Below are 15,346 nucleotides of genomic sequence, written 5' to 3' on the forward strand. Positions count from 1 at the left end.
TGGAAATCAGTATCTGCCACGGCGGGCCGCCCACTGAACCCAACGTTTCAATGACCGATATGCCACTTTCCACCACAGCGCTCGCCGACATCGACGGCAGCTACGCCAACTTCGAGGTCCTGGCCGGCGAAATCAGCCGGCGCCTGCAGGATGGCCGCGAGCAGGAGGTGTTCGATTTCTTGAGGCAATGCGATGAATCGGTCTTGAGCCTGCTGGGGTATGCGAGCAACAATCTGGCGTGGGAAACCGATCCGGCGCTCTGGCTGTCGCTGGCGCGGCTGACCGTGCCGCGCGGCGTCTTGCTGCGCGAACCATGGCACGCCGTCAGGCAGCGCGATGAAGCCTTTTCGCGCGAATTGTGCGAGCTCGCCGAGCAATACCTGGCCGGCACCGGCGCCCGGAAGGACGCCCTCGTTTTCGTCATGCGCGGCATGATCGACCGCCTGGCGTATCCCGGCATACCGCGCAGACGCGTGTTCAACCTGCTGGAATGGAACCTGGCCCTGAGCCGTGCGGCAGGCTATACCGATGAGCAAGGCTGCAACAGCGTACGCGACCTGGTCGACACCCTGGACGACACGGCAGACCTGATCGCCCTGTCCGGCACGGCGGAGCGCTACTTCGAAACAGCGCTGCATGTCTTCAAGGACCGCGCGCAAAGCGGCGATCTGCGTACGCGCTGGTTGCCGTGGCAAGAATTCTTCCGCCAACATCCGGAGTACATCGACCGCCATCACAACGCGCTCGACGATCCGGGACTGATCTTGCAGCGCTGGGAGGCCGCTTCACCAAAACTGCGGGAAGACATGATCGGCAGCCTGCTGATGATGATGCGCCGGCACGAGGGCGCCGACCAGGAGTATGTCGCCGAGACCGTCGACCGGCTGATACGCAGCGATGAAGCGTTCATCGGCACAGTGCTGCGGGAACGTCACTATCACTGTAGCCTGGCCACCGCCACGCTGATCTGGACGCGGCAATACCCGGTTCTGGTGAGCATGCTCCTGCCATTGATGATGGCGTCCCGCGATTCGGTAGGTCAATACCGCGAGCTCGTGCCGGAGGTGCTCTCCAGCCGGCCCGATCTGATGCTGACCGCAGTGCCGGCCAACCTGGACCAGTTGATCCCGCTGCTCGGTGCCGACCTGCTGCGCAGCGTCCTGCCGGAGGTGGGCACGCTGATCGGCAAAAGTGCCTCGAAAGCGCTGCGCGAGGCCATCGCCGGGGCGGGCAAAACGCTGGCCATCGCCGATATCGTGCAGGCCGGCTGGCTCAATGTGCGCAACAAGAACCTGCGCCTGGCCTGCAAGGACCTGCTCATCGCCCATCCGGACCAGTCCAGCGCCAGCCCCCTGCTGGCGGCCATGCTCGCCGCCGGCCAGCTCGATGCGGCAACGGCCAGCTCGGTGGAGGCGCACCTGGCCCAGGGCACGCCCGGCGCCGCACCCGACACGGGCGAGGCCGCACTGGCGCGCCTGGAAACCCAGGCGGCCGGCATCAAGCGCTGGTCGGCCACCATCAAGCCGCTCGACAATCCAGAAACGCTGGCGATGTTCCAGCCGCTGTCCGAACACGCCGCGCGCGCCGCGCTGCACCTGGCCGCCACCGGCGAAGATGGCTTGCCGCCGCTGGCCGGCGCCCTGCTGGCGCATCTGCCGGCCGAAGCGCGCGCGCGCCTGGCGCTGCATCTGGTGGCGCTGTGGATCGGCAGCGAGGGCAATCCCAAGCTGCGCTTTGTACTGCAACTGGCCGTCAAAGGCGCGGACGACCGCATCGTCGACCTGCTCAGCGAGACGGTGTTCAGCTGGGCCAAGACGCGCAAGCAGCGCGCCGTGATCGCCGTGGAGCAACTGGCGCGCATCGACACGCTGTACGCGCTGGCGCGGGTGCTGGAAATTGCGGAGTCGAAGAAGGTCAGGGGCATGATCCCCGAGGCGGCGCTCGATGCGCTCAAAGCGGCGGCCGCGCGGCGCAAGCTGGCCCTGGCCGAACTGCTCGACGAACTCACACCGGACTTCGGCCTGGGCCAGGGCATCGCGCTCACGGTGGGTGACGCCAGTTACCGGATCGTGCTGCAGGGCGACCTGAGCCTGCGCCTGGTCGACGCCAACGGCAAGGTGTCGAAAACGCTGCCGGCCAACAAGGATGACGCCACGCGCGAAGCGTGGGAGATCGCCAGCAACCAGTTCAAGACCGCCAGCGCCAGCCTGAAAGCGGTCGGCAAGCTGCAAGGTCCGCGCATGCTGGCCGCCCTGGTCACCGCCAAGACCTGGAGCGCGGCGCGCTGGACCGCGCTGTTCCTCGATCATCCGCTGCTGAAAATCATGGGACGCAGCCTGATCTGGCAAACCCAGGGTACTTCCGCCGCCAGTTTCCGTATCGCCGAAGACTTTTCCTTGCTGCACGCGAACGACGAGGTATGCCATCTGCCGCCCGATGCGCAGGTCGCCCTGTGGCATCCGGCCACCGCCCGCGCGGGCGAGACCGAGGCGTGGCGCAGTCATTTTGCCGATTATCAACTTACGCCCCTGATCGACCAGACCGGCGCGCCAGCCAGACTGCCCCCTGCAGCGGCGATGTCGGGTGAACGCTTGCTGGCGCCGGCGGGCCTGACGGTGCCCCAGGAGCACTACGCTGCGATTGCCACTCAGTGCGGCTACCGCCCCGGCCCGGTGGGCGACGGGCCGTCGATCGACTGGCGGGAATGGCAACTCCCGGCGGCCGGGCTGGAAGTGCGGCTGGAAAACGGCTTGTGCTCGCCATACATGAATCTGGGCACGCCGGTCGAGGTGCATGGCATCGAGGTGCGGCGCATGGGCGGCGGCTGCAAGCTGGTCGCCCCTGCCAGCCTGCCGAAAGCCTTGCTGGCCACCTTGTGGTCGCACCTGCAATTGCTTGACGCCAAGCGCACCCAATAATCCCCTCTAGCAACTGCTGACCAGGAACCACATGACCGAGATTTCCCTTGCCGCGATACCGTTACACGACATCCCCCTGATCACCGCCAGCGCAGACCAGCTGGCCCGGGAGATCAGTCGGCGCTTCGAACATGGCCGCGAGCAGGAGGTCAATGAATTCATTGCTCAGTGCGATCTATTGATCTTGAAGCAACTGGCATGGGTCGACCCCGAAGATGCCATCTGGCGCCGTGACGCCAGAGCCTGGCTGGCGTTTTTCCGCCTGACCGGGCCGCGCATGATCATGTTTCGCGATCCATTACCCAAACTGGAGCAACGCGACGCCGCCTTTTCGCACGCCTTGCGCGCACTGGGCGAGAAACTCATCGCCGACAGGCCGGCCGGGCCGGGCCGGCGCGAGGCGATGGGTTTCGTGCTGGAGCATATTATGAAGCGCCTGCCGTACCAAGGGATCGCGCGCGAGGCCACCCTGGACCTGATCGCGTGGAACACGCAACTGCTCGAAGCGCGCGGGAACAACGATCAGAATACCCAAGGCCTGATGAAGCACTTGAGCGATACGGCGGACCTGATCGCCCTCGCCGAGCGCAACAATGTGTACTTCGACGCGGCGTTCCAGGTCTACGAGCAGCGCCATGACATGCTGTCCCGGAGTGTGCGCTGGTTGCCCTGGCACGATTTCTTCAAGCGTCACCCGGACTACTTCGACGCGCGCCAGCACACCATGCGCGACCCCGTGCTGAGCGTGTGGCGTTGGCAGCATGCGAGCGCGGAACAGCGCAAGGCCATGGCCGACGCCATGCTGGCAGGCGCAAGCGATGGCAAGGACAGCAAGCGCGGCCCCCTGGTCAACGCGCTGGCGCGGTTGATGGCCATCGACGGGCCCTTGTTTGCCCGTTTGCTGCACGAAAGCCCGTATTGGCTCAGCGGACAAATCGCTGCCATGATCTGGAAAAACCAGTTTCCCGCCTTGCTGCCTGGCTTGCTTCCGATGATCGTGCACGACCGCTCTTGCCTGGAAGACTATCGCGCCGTCCTGCGGCCGATGCTGCTGAACCAGCCGGACCTGTTGCTGATGGCGCCGGCCGCCAGCATGCACAAGGTCATCGCTGAGCTCAACGGCGAGAACATGCGCGTGCTCTTGCCGGTGCTGGGCACGATATTGAGCAAAAGCAGTTCCAAAGCGCTGGCCGCAGCCGTGGTCAAGGCGGCGAGAAAGCTCAAGATCGAGGAGATCGCCGGCGCCGGCTGGCTGGCGGTGCGCAACAAGAACCTGCGCCAGGTATACAAGGAGATCCTGCAAGTGCACCCCGACAAGGCCGGCGCCAGGCCCTTGCTCGACACCCTGCTGGGCGCGGAGGCGAGCGTCGCAACGGCCGCCGCCGCCCGTGCGCCGGTGCCGGCCGCTCCCTTTGCCAGCGAACTGGAAAGGCTTGAATTCGCCGCCGCCGCCATCAAGCGCTTCGCGGTCGCGATTGCCCCGCTCGACTATCCGGATATCCTGACCCTGTTCCAGCCGCTCAGCGAGCACGCGGCGCGCGCCGCGCTGCACCTGACGGCCAGCGCCGACCAGATGCTGGCGCCGCTGGCCACGGACTTGCTGGCCCAGCTCTCCCCGGAGCATCGCGCGCGCCTGGCCCTGCACGCGGTGCAGACCTGGATCGCTGGCGAAGGCGAGCCCAAGCTGCGCTGGATGCTGCGCCTGCTGCCCGGCGCAGCCGACGAGCGGATCGTCGAGCCGCTCGGTACAGCCGTGTTTGGCTGGGGAAAAAAGAGCAACTATCCGCGCGCGATCGTGGCCCTTGCCCAGCTGAGCGCGCTCGATACGCCCTACGCCCTGTTGCGCGTGATGGAAGCGGCCGCATCGCCCAAGCTGAAAGGCCCGCTGGTCTACGCCGCCGTCCAGGCGCTGGAGGCGGCGGCGCAGCGGCGCAACTGCGCCATGGACGAGCTGGTCGACGAGCTGACACCCGATTTTGGCCTGGGCGGGGGCCTCACGCTCACGGCCGGCGCGCACAACTACGGCATCGCGCTCCAAAACGACCTGAGCCTGCGCCTGGTCGACGCCAAAGGCAAGCTCCTGAAATCGCTGCCGGCAAACAAGGACGACAGCACGCGGGAGGCGTGGCAGGCCGCCGCCAGCCGCTTCGCCACCCTCGCCGCGGCGCTCAAAACCAGCGCCCGGCTGCAAGCGCCGCGCCTGATGTCCGCCTTCATCACGGGCAAGTCGTGGGACGCGCAGCGCTGGACCCGACTTTTTCTTGCTCATCCCTTGCTGCGGATAATCGGTCGCAGCCTTGTCTGGCAGGCTGATGGCGCCGCCAGTTTCCGCATTGCCGAGGATTTTTCGCTGATCCGGGCCGATGACGAGCCATTCCACCTGGCGCCGCAAGCCCGCATCACCCTCTGGCATCCGGCTGGCGCAGGAGCCGGCGAAGCCGAAGCATGGCGCACCCATCTGGCCGACTACCAGCTCACGCCCCTGATCGACCAGACCGGTGCCCCGGCCGCATTGCCTCCGGCGGCGCTGCTGAAGTGCGACTGTTTGCGCGCGCCGGCGGGCCTGGCCATGACCCAACTGGATTTGGCCAGCATCCTGGGCAAGGTGGGCTACCGCGCGGAACAACGTTCCGGATCGCACGCCGGATGGATCGACTGGCATGCATGGCCCCTGCGCACGGCCCGCTTGGAAGTGCGCGTACTCAGTAGCCCGTGTCCGGACTCCCCTCACTATGGCATGCCGGTAGGAATCGCGTCGGCCGAACTGCGCGACGCCGACGACGCCTTGGTGCCGACCGCCAACTGGCCCAGCTCCCTGCTGGCCACCGTCTGGTCGCATCTTTTGTTGCTGGATGCAAAGCGCATGGCCTGATACGCTGTCACCTTTTCCGAACCAACCAGGAAGCGCACGCATGAACAACACCATCGCCGCCCAGCGCCTGCCGGCCGAAATGCGCTTTGCCGCCGAACTGGCCGCGCTGGCGCAGGCCGACAGCGGCCCGCGTCCGGCCGGCTGGCGCCTGTCGCCGCGCGCGGCGCGCACCTTCATCCTCGGCAGCGGCGTGGAGCAAGGCGGCGGCGTGACCATTACCCGCAAAATCCACGGCAACGATGCGCTGGTCGAACGCGCCATCGTCACCCTGGCCGGCCAGCGCGGCCTGATGCTGGCGGGCGAGCCCGGCACCGCCAAGTCGCTGCTGTCGGAACTGCTGGCGGCCGCCATTTCGGGCAACACCACCATGTCGGTGCAGGGCGGCGCGGGCGTGGTCGAAGAACAGATCCGCTACGGCTGGAACTACGCGCTGCTGCTGCGCGACGGCCCCGGCAACGCCGCGCTGGTGCCCGGCCCCCTGCACCGGGCGATGCAACTAGGCCTGCTGCTGCGCTTCGAGGAAATCACCCGCTGCGCCACCGAAGTGCAGGATTGCCTGGTGCCGGTGCTGTCCGAACGGCTGCTGCAGATTCCCGAACTGAAGGAAGAACAGCCCTACCTGCTGGCCCAGCCGGGTTTTAATGTGATCGCGACGGCCAACCTGCGCGACCGAGGCGTGAACGAGATGTCGGCCGCGCTCAAGCGCCGCTTCAACTTCGAAACCATGCAGCCGCTCGAGAGCATCGCCACCCAGGTGACGCTGATCGGCGACGAAGTGCGGCGCGAACTGCTGGCGGCGAACATCGGCGTGGCTGTGCCGCCGGATGTCTTGACACTGCTGGCGAGCGCCTTCCACGAACTGCGCGCCGGCGCGGTCGACGGCATCGCCATCGAACGGCCCGGCACCGTGCTCTCCACCGCGCAGGCGATCAGCGTGGTGTGCGACGCCGCCTCGCAATGCTGGTATTTCGGCGAAACCGTCCTGCGCCCGGCGCATGTGGCGCGCTACCTGCTCGGTACCGTGATCCAGGACGACCAGGAAGACCGGCGCCGTTTCAGCGAATACCTGCGCATCGTCGCCAGAAAACGCAGCCTGCGCCCGGACTGGATGGACTTCGTGGCGGGCGCGCGTGAATAGCGATGCGCAAGCGCGGCTCTCGCCAACATCCTGGCTGATGTTCGCCCCGGTGCGCCATCACAGCCCGCGCTGCGCCCATCACTTGCGCGAACTGGTGGCCGCCTTTGCGCCGCAGCGCATCCTGATCGAAGGGCCGGACGAACTCAATCGCCTCATGCCGCTGCTGCAGCACAAGCAGGCGAAGGCGCCGCTGGCGGCGTATCTGCACACGGTGGCCGGTGACGACGCGTTGCGCTGCCGCGCCTACGTGCCGCTGACGCCGTTTTCGCCCGAATGGGTGGCCCTGCGCGAAGCGGCGCGCCTGCGCATCGGCGCCAGTTTCATCGACCTGCCCTTCGCCACCCGCGTGGCGCACGCCGACAACAGCGCCTATTTTGCGCGCGCACCCGAGCCAACCCTGGCCGACGAACCGCGCGCCGACGTGATCGCGGCCCTGCTCGCGCCGAGCGGCTGCCAGGATTTCGACGCCTGGTGGGAGCGCCATTTCGAATCGGGCCTGGATGCGCCCGACGCGCGCGCCTATTTTGCGTCCCTGCTCGTTTTCGGCGAATTGCTGCGCGAAGGCGCCGCCATGGACGCGGACAACGCAGCGCGCGAAGCGCACATGGCCGCCAGGATCAGCGAAGCGCTGGCGCTTGGCGAGCGCTGCCTGGTCGTGTGCGGCGCCTACCACGTGGCCGGCATCAGCGCCCTGCTCGACGCGCCCGCGCCGCCCGTCACCGCTACGGCGCACGAGGTCGGCGTGCATCTGATCGGCTACCCGATGGAGCGCTTCGAACGCTCGCAGCGCTACGGCGCCGGCATGCCCGCGCCTGGGTACTACCAACGGGTATGGCACGCCTGGCAAGCGGGAGACCTGACGCCTTACCAGCAACCGTTTGCGGCGCTGGCAATCGAACTGGCCCAGGCCCTGCGCGAGAACGGCATTCCGGTCAGCCTGCCCGATGCGATGGAAGCCGTGTCCATGGCGCACCGGCTGGCGGCGTTGCGCGGCTGCTATCCGGGCCTGGCCGAACTGCGCGAATCGCTGCGCAGCACCATGCTCAAGGATGACAGCGACGCGGCGAGCTTCGCCGCCACCCTGGCCAGCCTGCTGGCGCAGGGGCCGGACGGGGTTCTGCCGCCGGGCATGCCGGTCGCGCCCCTGCTGGCCGACGCCATCGCGGCTTGCCTGCGCCACCGCATGCCCAGCCGTTTCGGCGAAAGCAAGAAGAAGGACCTGGACATTTACCGCAACGAGCGCCACCGGGCCGCCTCGCAATGCTTGCACCAGCTGCGCTTTCTGGGCGTGCCGTACGGCGAGCGCCTGGCCGGCCCCGATTTCGTGAACGCCACCGACCTTGGCCGGGTGCGCGAAATCTGGAGCCTGCGCTGGATCACCGAAACGGCCACCAGCCTGACCGAGAACAGCCGCTATGGCGCCAGCCTGGCCGACGCCGCCGTCAACAAGCTGCTCGAACAACTGGCGCAGCCTTCCGGTTCGCCGGCCGACCTGGTGCTGCACGTGCTGGCGATGGGGCTCGACAAGGTGGCCGACCAAGTCCTCGACGGGGTCGAACGCTGGCTGGGCAACAGTTACGACGCACTGGCGCTGGCCCAGGGCACGGCCAGGCTGGCCCTGGCCTTCGAAGCGCGCCTGGCGCTCGGCGGGGTCGGCATGGCGCGCCTGCTGCCGCTGCTGGAACGCGCGTTCAGCCAGGCCTGCATCCGCCTGCCGTGGCTCGGCATGACCGATGCGGCGCGCTCGCAAGCCATGCTGGCCGCGCTCGACGACCTGCACGGCATGATCCGGCGCCAGGCGCAATGGACCGATCCGGCGCTGTTCTACGACGCCTGCGCCAGCCTGCACGCAAGCGAGGTGGCGGCCCGCGTGCGCGGCGGCGCGGCCGCCATCCTGACGGTGTCGGGCACCTGGTCCGCCAGCCAGACCAGCGCCGCGCTGGCCGCCACCTTTGCGCTGGCCCACACGGCGCCGCAGGCGATCGCCGACTACATGCAGGGATTCCTGCGCATCGCGCGCAGCTGGATGCTGGCCAGCCCGCAGCACCTGGACCAGCTGAGCGCCGTGCTCGCGGCCTGGAGCGAGGATGACTTCCTGACTGCGCTGCCATCGATGCGGCTGGCGTTTTCGCAGCTGTCGCGGCGCGAAACCGATGAACTGGCGCGCGTGCTGGCCGGCCCGTCACAGGCCCCGGACCTGGCCGGCGAGCGTGTTCCCGACATGGACACGCTGCGCCACAGCCACGTGTGCCGGGAACAGGTGGCCGCCATCATGCAGCGCTGGGGAGTCGGTCCATGACCCGGCCCGCACTCGATGCCGACACGCTGCGCCGCTGGCGCCTGGTGCTGGGCGCGGCCGCCGGCGACGGCCTGCGAGGGGCGCCGCTCGACGCCGACGACCGCCAACGCGACCAGGCGCTCGGCTACCTGTACGACCGCGAGCAGGATGCACAGCAACGCGATCGCAGCGGCGGCATCGGCCGGGCCGATCCGGCGGCGGTGCAGTGGCTGGGCAAGGTGCGCACCTTGTTCCCGCAAACCGCCGCCGAGGTGCTGCAACGCGACGCGCTCGAACGCTACCAGTTGCACGGCCTCTTGACCGACCCCGCCGTGCTCGACACGGTGACCCCCAGCATGGACCTGGTGCGCATCCTGCTCGGACTGCGCCACATGCTGCCGCCGGCGGTGCTGGCCAAGGCGCAGGAGATTGTGGCCAAGGTGGTGGCCGATCTGGAAGCACGGCTGGCGCCGCGCGCGCTGAGCGCCTTCGCGCCGCGCCGCCAGCGCCATGCGCGTGGCGGCAAGGCGCGCCTGGCGGACCTCGACTGGCCGCACACCATGCGCCACAACCTGCGTCACTACCAGGCCGACACCGGTGAGCTGATCGTCGAACGCCTGTTTTTCAAGCGCCGTCACGAACAGCGCCTGCCATGGCATCTGTGGATCCTGGTCGACCAGAGCGGCTCGATGTCGGAATCGGTGATCCACAGCGCCGTCATGGCCAGTATTTTCGCGCGCCTGCGGGCGGTGCGCACGCGCATGCTGCTCTTTGCCGACGATGTCACCGACGCCAGCGGCCAGTTGCACGCGCCCGAAAAACTGCTGATGTCGGTGCAGATCGGCGGCGGCACCAACATCGGCGCGGCGCTGGCGTGTGCGCGCGGGCAGATCGACACGCCACGGCGCAGCGTGGTGGTGGTGATCAGCGACCTGTACGAAGGCGGCACGCGCGCGCCCTTGCTGCGCGAAGTGGCGGCGCTCACGCGCAGTGGCGTGACCACCCTGGTGCTGGCGGCGCTCGACCGCCAGGCCGAACCCGACTACGACCGCGAAACGGCGCGCCAGATGCAAGCCTGCGGGGCCGAAGTGGCCGCCATGACGCCGGACGCGCTGATCGACTGGCTGGCCACGCGGATGCAAGGCCGATGAGCACCCTGTTCGACTGGATCCGCAGCCTGGATGAGGATAGCGTGGCCGCCTGGGCCAACAAGGGCCTGGTGCGGCGCGGCCTGAAAGTGCTGGCCGACAGCGCCGATGCGCACTGGGCCTGTGGCGCCGGCGAGGCCACGGCGCGCATCGAAGGCTTTACCCAGCACATCGGACGGGTGGGATTCGAGCATGCGCGCTGCGACTGCCCGGCGCAGGTGACCTGCCACCATCTGTGCGCATTTTTGCTTGGCCTGGGGCGGCATGTGCCGGCCGCCGGAACGGCTGAAAGCGCGGCTGAAAGCGCGGCTGAAAGCGCGGCTGCAAGCGCGGCTGCAAGCGCGGCTGCAAGCGCGGCTGCAAGCGCGGCTGCGCCCGACTGGCGCCTGCTCGACAGCGACAAGCTGGGCGCCGCCCTCGGCGCGGCGGCGCTGCGCAAGGCATTGCAGTGGCTGGCCAACGACATCGAAGCCGACCTCGAACACCAGGCCGGGTCGGTCAGCGGCACGCTGGCGCTGGCCGAGGCGGTGACGGTGCGCCTGCCGGCCGTCGGCGGGCTGGCTGCCGCCCTGTGCAGTTGCCGCAAGCCGGCCTGCGCGCACCGTGCGCTGGTGGTGCTGCAAGCCAGGCGCGAGGCCGGCCAGCCTATTCCACCGCTGCCGCCCGTTGCGCTCGACGCCGACGCCGGCGACAAGCTGGCGCACCTGCACGACTGGTTGACGTCGCTGGTCATCCAGGGATGGTCGGGCAGCGGCCAGGCTTTTCTCGACCAGGGCGAGGCGCTGGCGGTGGAACTCAGGCAAGCGCAGATGCCGCGCGTGTGCGCCGCCTTGCAGCAGTTGCTGGCCTTGCTGCGGCAAGACAGCGGCGGCGCGCAGGATGCGCTGGCGTCCCTCTGGATGCTGCTGCGCGGCTTGCAGGCGTCGCCGCCGCCGCGTCCCCTGCGCGAGCTGACCGGTGTGCACCGGCGCGGCTATAACGCGGTGAGCGACCTGGAACTGCATTGCGCCGGCGTCGAGCGCTGGGAGACGGCCGGTGGCCATCACGGCTTTTCGGTGCACTTTTGGGTGCCCGCGCGACAAGCCTGGCTGGCCTGGTCGGAAGTGCGCCAGAAAGCGCTCGCGCCCGAATGGGACCCCGACCAGGCGCTGGCGCAGGCCGACCTGGGCGGGCTGGCCCTGGCATCGATGCTGGGGGCGCCCTGCACCCTGGTGACGGGCTGGGTCAGCGCCAATGGCAGGTTGTCGGGCCGGGATGGCACGCGCATGCAGGCGACCCACGGCCAATTGCGCCTGCCCGTCCTCGACAACCTGGCGCCCCTGATCGCGCGCATGGCCGCCGACCTGCACGCCGATCCGTGGCGGCTTGCCGCGCCGGCCGCTTGCGGCATCGCCATCACGGAGCAAGGGCCGCTCAATGACGAGCGCAATGGCGGCGCGTGGTCGATGCAGGTGCGCGACGCGGCCGGTAACCGGGTGCGCCTGCAGGGCGAGGTCGACGGCGTCAACGCGCTGGTCCGCGGGGAACTGAGCAAGGCGCAGCGGTTGGGAATGCGGATCAGCGCCGTGTTCGGCATGCTGCGCATCGACCAGGGCGAGCTGCTGATGCGCCCGATCAGCGTGCGCTGGAGCGGCAGCGCGCCATGGCGCGACCTGAGCGTGCCGTGGCTGCGCGCCGACAAGGAGAAACCAGGATGACATTTCCGGACTGGCTGGACGAAGGCTGCGCCTGGCTGGCGCAAGTGCAGAAAATCGGCTTGAGCATGGCCGGGCGCGAGTTGCTCGACCGGGGACGCGGCTGGCAGCGGCGCGGCGAGCTGCTCGGCTGGCACCAGACCGGCCGCCTGTTCCAGGCCCTGGCGCGCGAAGACGCGCCGATGAGCGAGCGCGCCGCCGCCCTGCTGGACCTGGCCGCCTGGCTGACGACGGCGCGCCGCGTCCTCCAGGCGAGCGCCTTGGCTGCGGATCTGGCTGGCCAGCCATAAAATATCGGCCAATGTTGTAGTATTGTGGCAATATGGAGAGAATTGCAAGAGCACTCATCCACACTGCTCCTGCTTCCGATGACTTTTTTCAAGGAGCGACCATGGCTGGGGCAATCTTCTATAACAAGGTAGTGCAAGAACTGTACGTTTCCTATTTTGGCCGTCCGGCCGATCCCAACGGGTTCCTGGCGTTGACCGGGGCGCTGGCCGATGCCAATGCGCCGACCGACACCGCCGGGCTGGACGCCGCCTACGCGTCGAACGCCCGCGTGCGCACCCTGATCGACAGTTTCAGCACCAGTGCGGAGTCGAGTGTGCTGTACGGCACCGCCGCGCCGGGCTTCAACACGGTCCGCTTCGTCAGCCAGATCTACAACAACCTGTTCGGCCGCACCCCGGACGCGGGCGGGCTCGCGTTCTGGACCAAGGCGATCGATTCCGGTTCGCTGACCCAGGCTGCCGCCGCGCACTCGATCCTGACCGGCGCCCTGACCGCCAACAACGCCGACGCCGCGCTGATCAACCGCAAAGTCACGTTCGCCAACATGTTCACGGCGTCCATGGACACCCCCACTGAAACCTATGCCTATCAGGGCGACATGGCGGCCCAGTTCGGCCGCGACCTGCTCTCTGGCGTGACTGCGGACAGCGATGCAGGGGCGTTCCAGGCACGTATCGACAGCACCCTGGCGCAACTGGTCACCGCGACCAAGCTGACAGTGGGGACCGATACCGCCGCTGGCATGCTGTTCCTGGCCGACCTTGATGGCAACAGCAATACATTGCAGTCGAGCGACAGCCTGACCGGGGGCGATCACATCGACACCTTGCGCGCCGTGCTGCGCCCGACAGCGGACAACCAGGCGCCGGCGCCGATCACCAGCAGCGTCGAGCAGATCCGCGTGCATGCCGCCGGCCCCACCGACGGGTCCGGCCTGGTCGCGCTCGACGCCGTTCGCATGAGCGGGGTGGCACGCTGGGAAAACGATCACAGCCGTGGTGACCTGACCATCAGGAATGTCGGCATCCGCAGCGACCTGCTACCGGAAAACGTGACCATCGCCATGGTCGGCAGCGCCGCCGGGGATGCCGATTTTTCCGTGTATTTCCACCACGATGCCCTGCGCGCGAGCCTGCCGGCGACCGGTTCGTCCACGCTGCGCCTGCAACTGATGGACACGCGCGCCAACGAAGCGGGCAGCCCGCCACTGAAAGACAGCCCGTACGATGGCTTTCGCTTCCTGTTGAACAAGGTGCCGGTGCAAGTACGTTCGAGCGCCATCGACCAGGCGCAGACCTATGAGGCCTTGGTGAGCGCCATCGGCGCCGAGATGGCCGCGACGCCGGCGCTGGAAAAGCTGGTGGTCAGCCTGGGAGATGCGTTCCAGGCCTTCGACACCCGCACCGGGCAGTTGCAGAGCGGACGCGAGATTGTGATCACCAACACCGGGCCAGGCAACCTTGGCATTGCCGGCGCCAGCTGGCTGCAACCGGGCGCGGGCGAAGAAGGCACGCGGGTATCGGGACCGTCGTCCGGCGCCGTGCCGCTCATTACCGCCGCCATCGTGCTCGATAATGTCGGGCGGGGCGGCACCGGCGGCGACCTGCTGGTGGGCGGCACGCCCTATCTGTCAACGCGCGTGAGCACGGGCTTCGAAGCCTTCAACATCAGCGTTGAACGCACCAGTTTGCTCCAGTCGATCGATTCGACCGACAAGCTGTTGCAAACGGTGACCCTGGCCAATGGCGCGATCAAAGGCGACCTTGCCGTGCGCGGCGTTGCGGGTGGCGCGTCATTGGCCGAGGCGTACGGTTTCCATGATGTGCGTCAGGTCGACGCCAGCGCAATGAGCGGAAAAGTCGACCTGACGGCCGTGATCAGCGCCGCCTCCGCGACCAAATACCTGGCAAAACCGGGCACCCAAACCGGCTCGACCACCGGCACGATCGACTTTCACTATGTCGGCGGCAGCAACAATGACAGCTTGTCGCTCGATCTCTGGCATGGCGCGGCGAGCAGTCGCGGCGTTCGCCTCGCCGGGCAGGAAGATTTCCGTTTCACGATCAGCGGCGGCGATGGCGACGACGTATTGCAGCTGCGCGTGCTGGCGGCGCCGGTGGGCGACGAGGGCTGGGTCATCAACCAGGACCGCAATAACAACATCCATCTCAGTGGCGGCGATGGCAATGATACGATCCGCAAGCCGGGCGCGGGCGATACCGTCATTGACGGCGGCGCAGGCGATGATCAGGTGTACCTGATCGACGCCGCAGCCGCTGCGGGCGCCTTGCAGCCGGCCAGCGACAACCTGGTCACCGGAGGGGCTGGCAACGACACGATCGTGCTCAGCGTCGCGGAAGCGGCGCTGGTTGCGCAATCGAGCAACGACACGCTGATCTTCGGCCGGCAATTCGGCACCGACAAGATTTTCAACTTCGACGTGAGCGGTACGGGCATCGATCACCTCGATGTCAGTGCCCTGGGCGGTCTTTTCCTGAGTAGTTCGCTGGCGCTGGACAAGTCGATCACCATCGCCAATCTGAGCGGCGCCAACGACAGCGCAGCCAAGGTCGGCGCGCTCTTCAGTGCCAATAACGCCGCCGCGCAGACGCATGTGTATGCGGTGCTCAATGCGACCGGGAATGCAGTGGAAATTTACGCGATTGCCGACGCGGCCGGCGCGGGCAATGCCGTGGCGACCCTGGAAGGCAGGATCGATTTCGACACGGCGCAGGTGGTGCGCGGATTGGGCATGGCGAACTTCGTCAACGCCGCAAGCGCCGGTTACAGCCAGGCCGAGGGGGCGTCGAGCGCGGTGGCGGCACAGCTGGTGGGCGTGGCGCCGTATGCCGAGGTGCCTGGAATTTTCTAAACGTAACTCTAGTCTTACTGTGTCACAAAGTAAGTTTAATCTGAAAGCAGCAAGGGCAACGCTGTAGTTGAGTTGCGATTGCACTGGCGATGAGCGCGCGTAGCGTTGTAATGGAGTCAGGGACATGACGTTGCG

Annotated in this window: 8 protein-coding genes; all 8 read left to right on the plus strand. The window is 67.7% G+C overall.

Annotated features, from left to right (window positions below; all coding sequences use genetic code 11):
• Positions 1-59: 59 nt before the first annotated feature.
• The 8 genes from F2P46_RS22835 to F2P46_RS22870 all read left to right on the plus strand — a co-directional run bounded on the left by F2P46_RS22835 (position 60) and on the right by F2P46_RS22870 (position 15,211).
• Complete coding sequence (locus tag F2P46_RS22835; protein WP_166894459.1) at positions 60-2,918, plus strand: DUF4132 domain-containing protein; 2,859 nt, start codon at positions 60-62, stop codon at positions 2,916-2,918.
• 31 nt (positions 2,919-2,949) lie between these two features.
• Positions 2,950-5,790 (plus strand): DUF4132 domain-containing protein, encoded by a 2,841-nt coding sequence (locus F2P46_RS22840; RefSeq protein ID WP_166894461.1) that lies wholly within the window; start codon positions 2,950-2,952, stop codon positions 5,788-5,790.
• 40 nt (positions 5,791-5,830) lie between these two features.
• Entirely contained in the window at positions 5,831-6,928 is a 1,098-nt protein-coding gene (locus tag F2P46_RS22845; protein ID WP_166894463.1) for an AAA family ATPase, read from the plus strand.
• Entirely contained in the window at positions 6,921-9,227 is a 2,307-nt protein-coding gene (locus F2P46_RS22850; RefSeq protein WP_166894465.1) for a DUF5682 family protein, read from the plus strand. The genes F2P46_RS22845 and F2P46_RS22850 overlap by 8 nt, the downstream gene beginning before the upstream one ends.
• Positions 9,224-10,357: a VWA domain-containing protein gene (locus F2P46_RS22855; RefSeq protein ID WP_166894467.1), complete on the plus strand. Its 1,134-nt coding sequence runs from the start codon at positions 9,224-9,226 to the stop codon at positions 10,355-10,357. The genes F2P46_RS22850 and F2P46_RS22855 overlap by 4 nt, the downstream gene beginning before the upstream one ends.
• A complete protein-coding gene (locus F2P46_RS22860) occupies positions 10,354-12,051 on the plus strand; it encodes a hypothetical protein (RefSeq protein ID WP_166894469.1) in 1,698 nt (565 codons plus the stop codon). Before F2P46_RS22855 ends, F2P46_RS22860 begins: the two co-directional genes overlap by 4 nt.
• The gene (locus F2P46_RS22865) at positions 12,048-12,338 is read left to right on the plus strand and encodes a hypothetical protein (protein ID WP_166894471.1); all 291 of its coding nucleotides are present in this window, start codon (positions 12,048-12,050) and stop codon (positions 12,336-12,338) included. Before F2P46_RS22860 ends, F2P46_RS22865 begins: the two co-directional genes overlap by 4 nt.
• Before the next feature lie 101 nt (positions 12,339-12,439).
• Entirely contained in the window at positions 12,440-15,211 is a 2,772-nt protein-coding gene (locus F2P46_RS22870) for a DUF4214 domain-containing protein (RefSeq protein WP_166894473.1), read from the plus strand.
• Positions 15,212-15,346: the final 135 nt, after the last annotated feature.

The sequence above is a fragment of the Massilia sp. CCM 8734 genome (genome assembly GCF_011682155.1).
Lineage (GTDB): Bacteria > Pseudomonadota > Gammaproteobacteria > Burkholderiales > Burkholderiaceae_D > Telluria_A > Telluria_A rubra.

Excerpts from the sequence above, each read along its gene's own strand:
- F2P46_RS22835 (WP_166894459.1), top strand. The coding sequence starts at position 60 with ATGCCACTTTCCACCACAGCGCTCGCCGACATCGACGGCAGCTACGCC.
- F2P46_RS22840 (WP_166894461.1), top strand. The coding sequence starts at position 2,950 with ATGACCGAGATTTCCCTTGCCGCGATACCGTTACACGACATCCCCCTG.
- F2P46_RS22845 (WP_166894463.1), top strand. The coding sequence starts at position 5,831 with ATGAACAACACCATCGCCGCCCAGCGCCTGCCGGCCGAAATGCGCTTT.
- F2P46_RS22855 (WP_166894467.1), top strand. The coding sequence starts at position 9,224 with ATGACCCGGCCCGCACTCGATGCCGACACGCTGCGCCGCTGGCGCCTG.
- F2P46_RS22860 (WP_166894469.1), top strand. The coding sequence starts at position 10,354 with ATGAGCACCCTGTTCGACTGGATCCGCAGCCTGGATGAGGATAGCGTG.
- F2P46_RS22865 (WP_166894471.1), top strand. The coding sequence starts at position 12,048 with ATGACATTTCCGGACTGGCTGGACGAAGGCTGCGCCTGGCTGGCGCAA.
- F2P46_RS22870 (WP_166894473.1), top strand. The coding sequence starts at position 12,440 with ATGGCTGGGGCAATCTTCTATAACAAGGTAGTGCAAGAACTGTACGTT.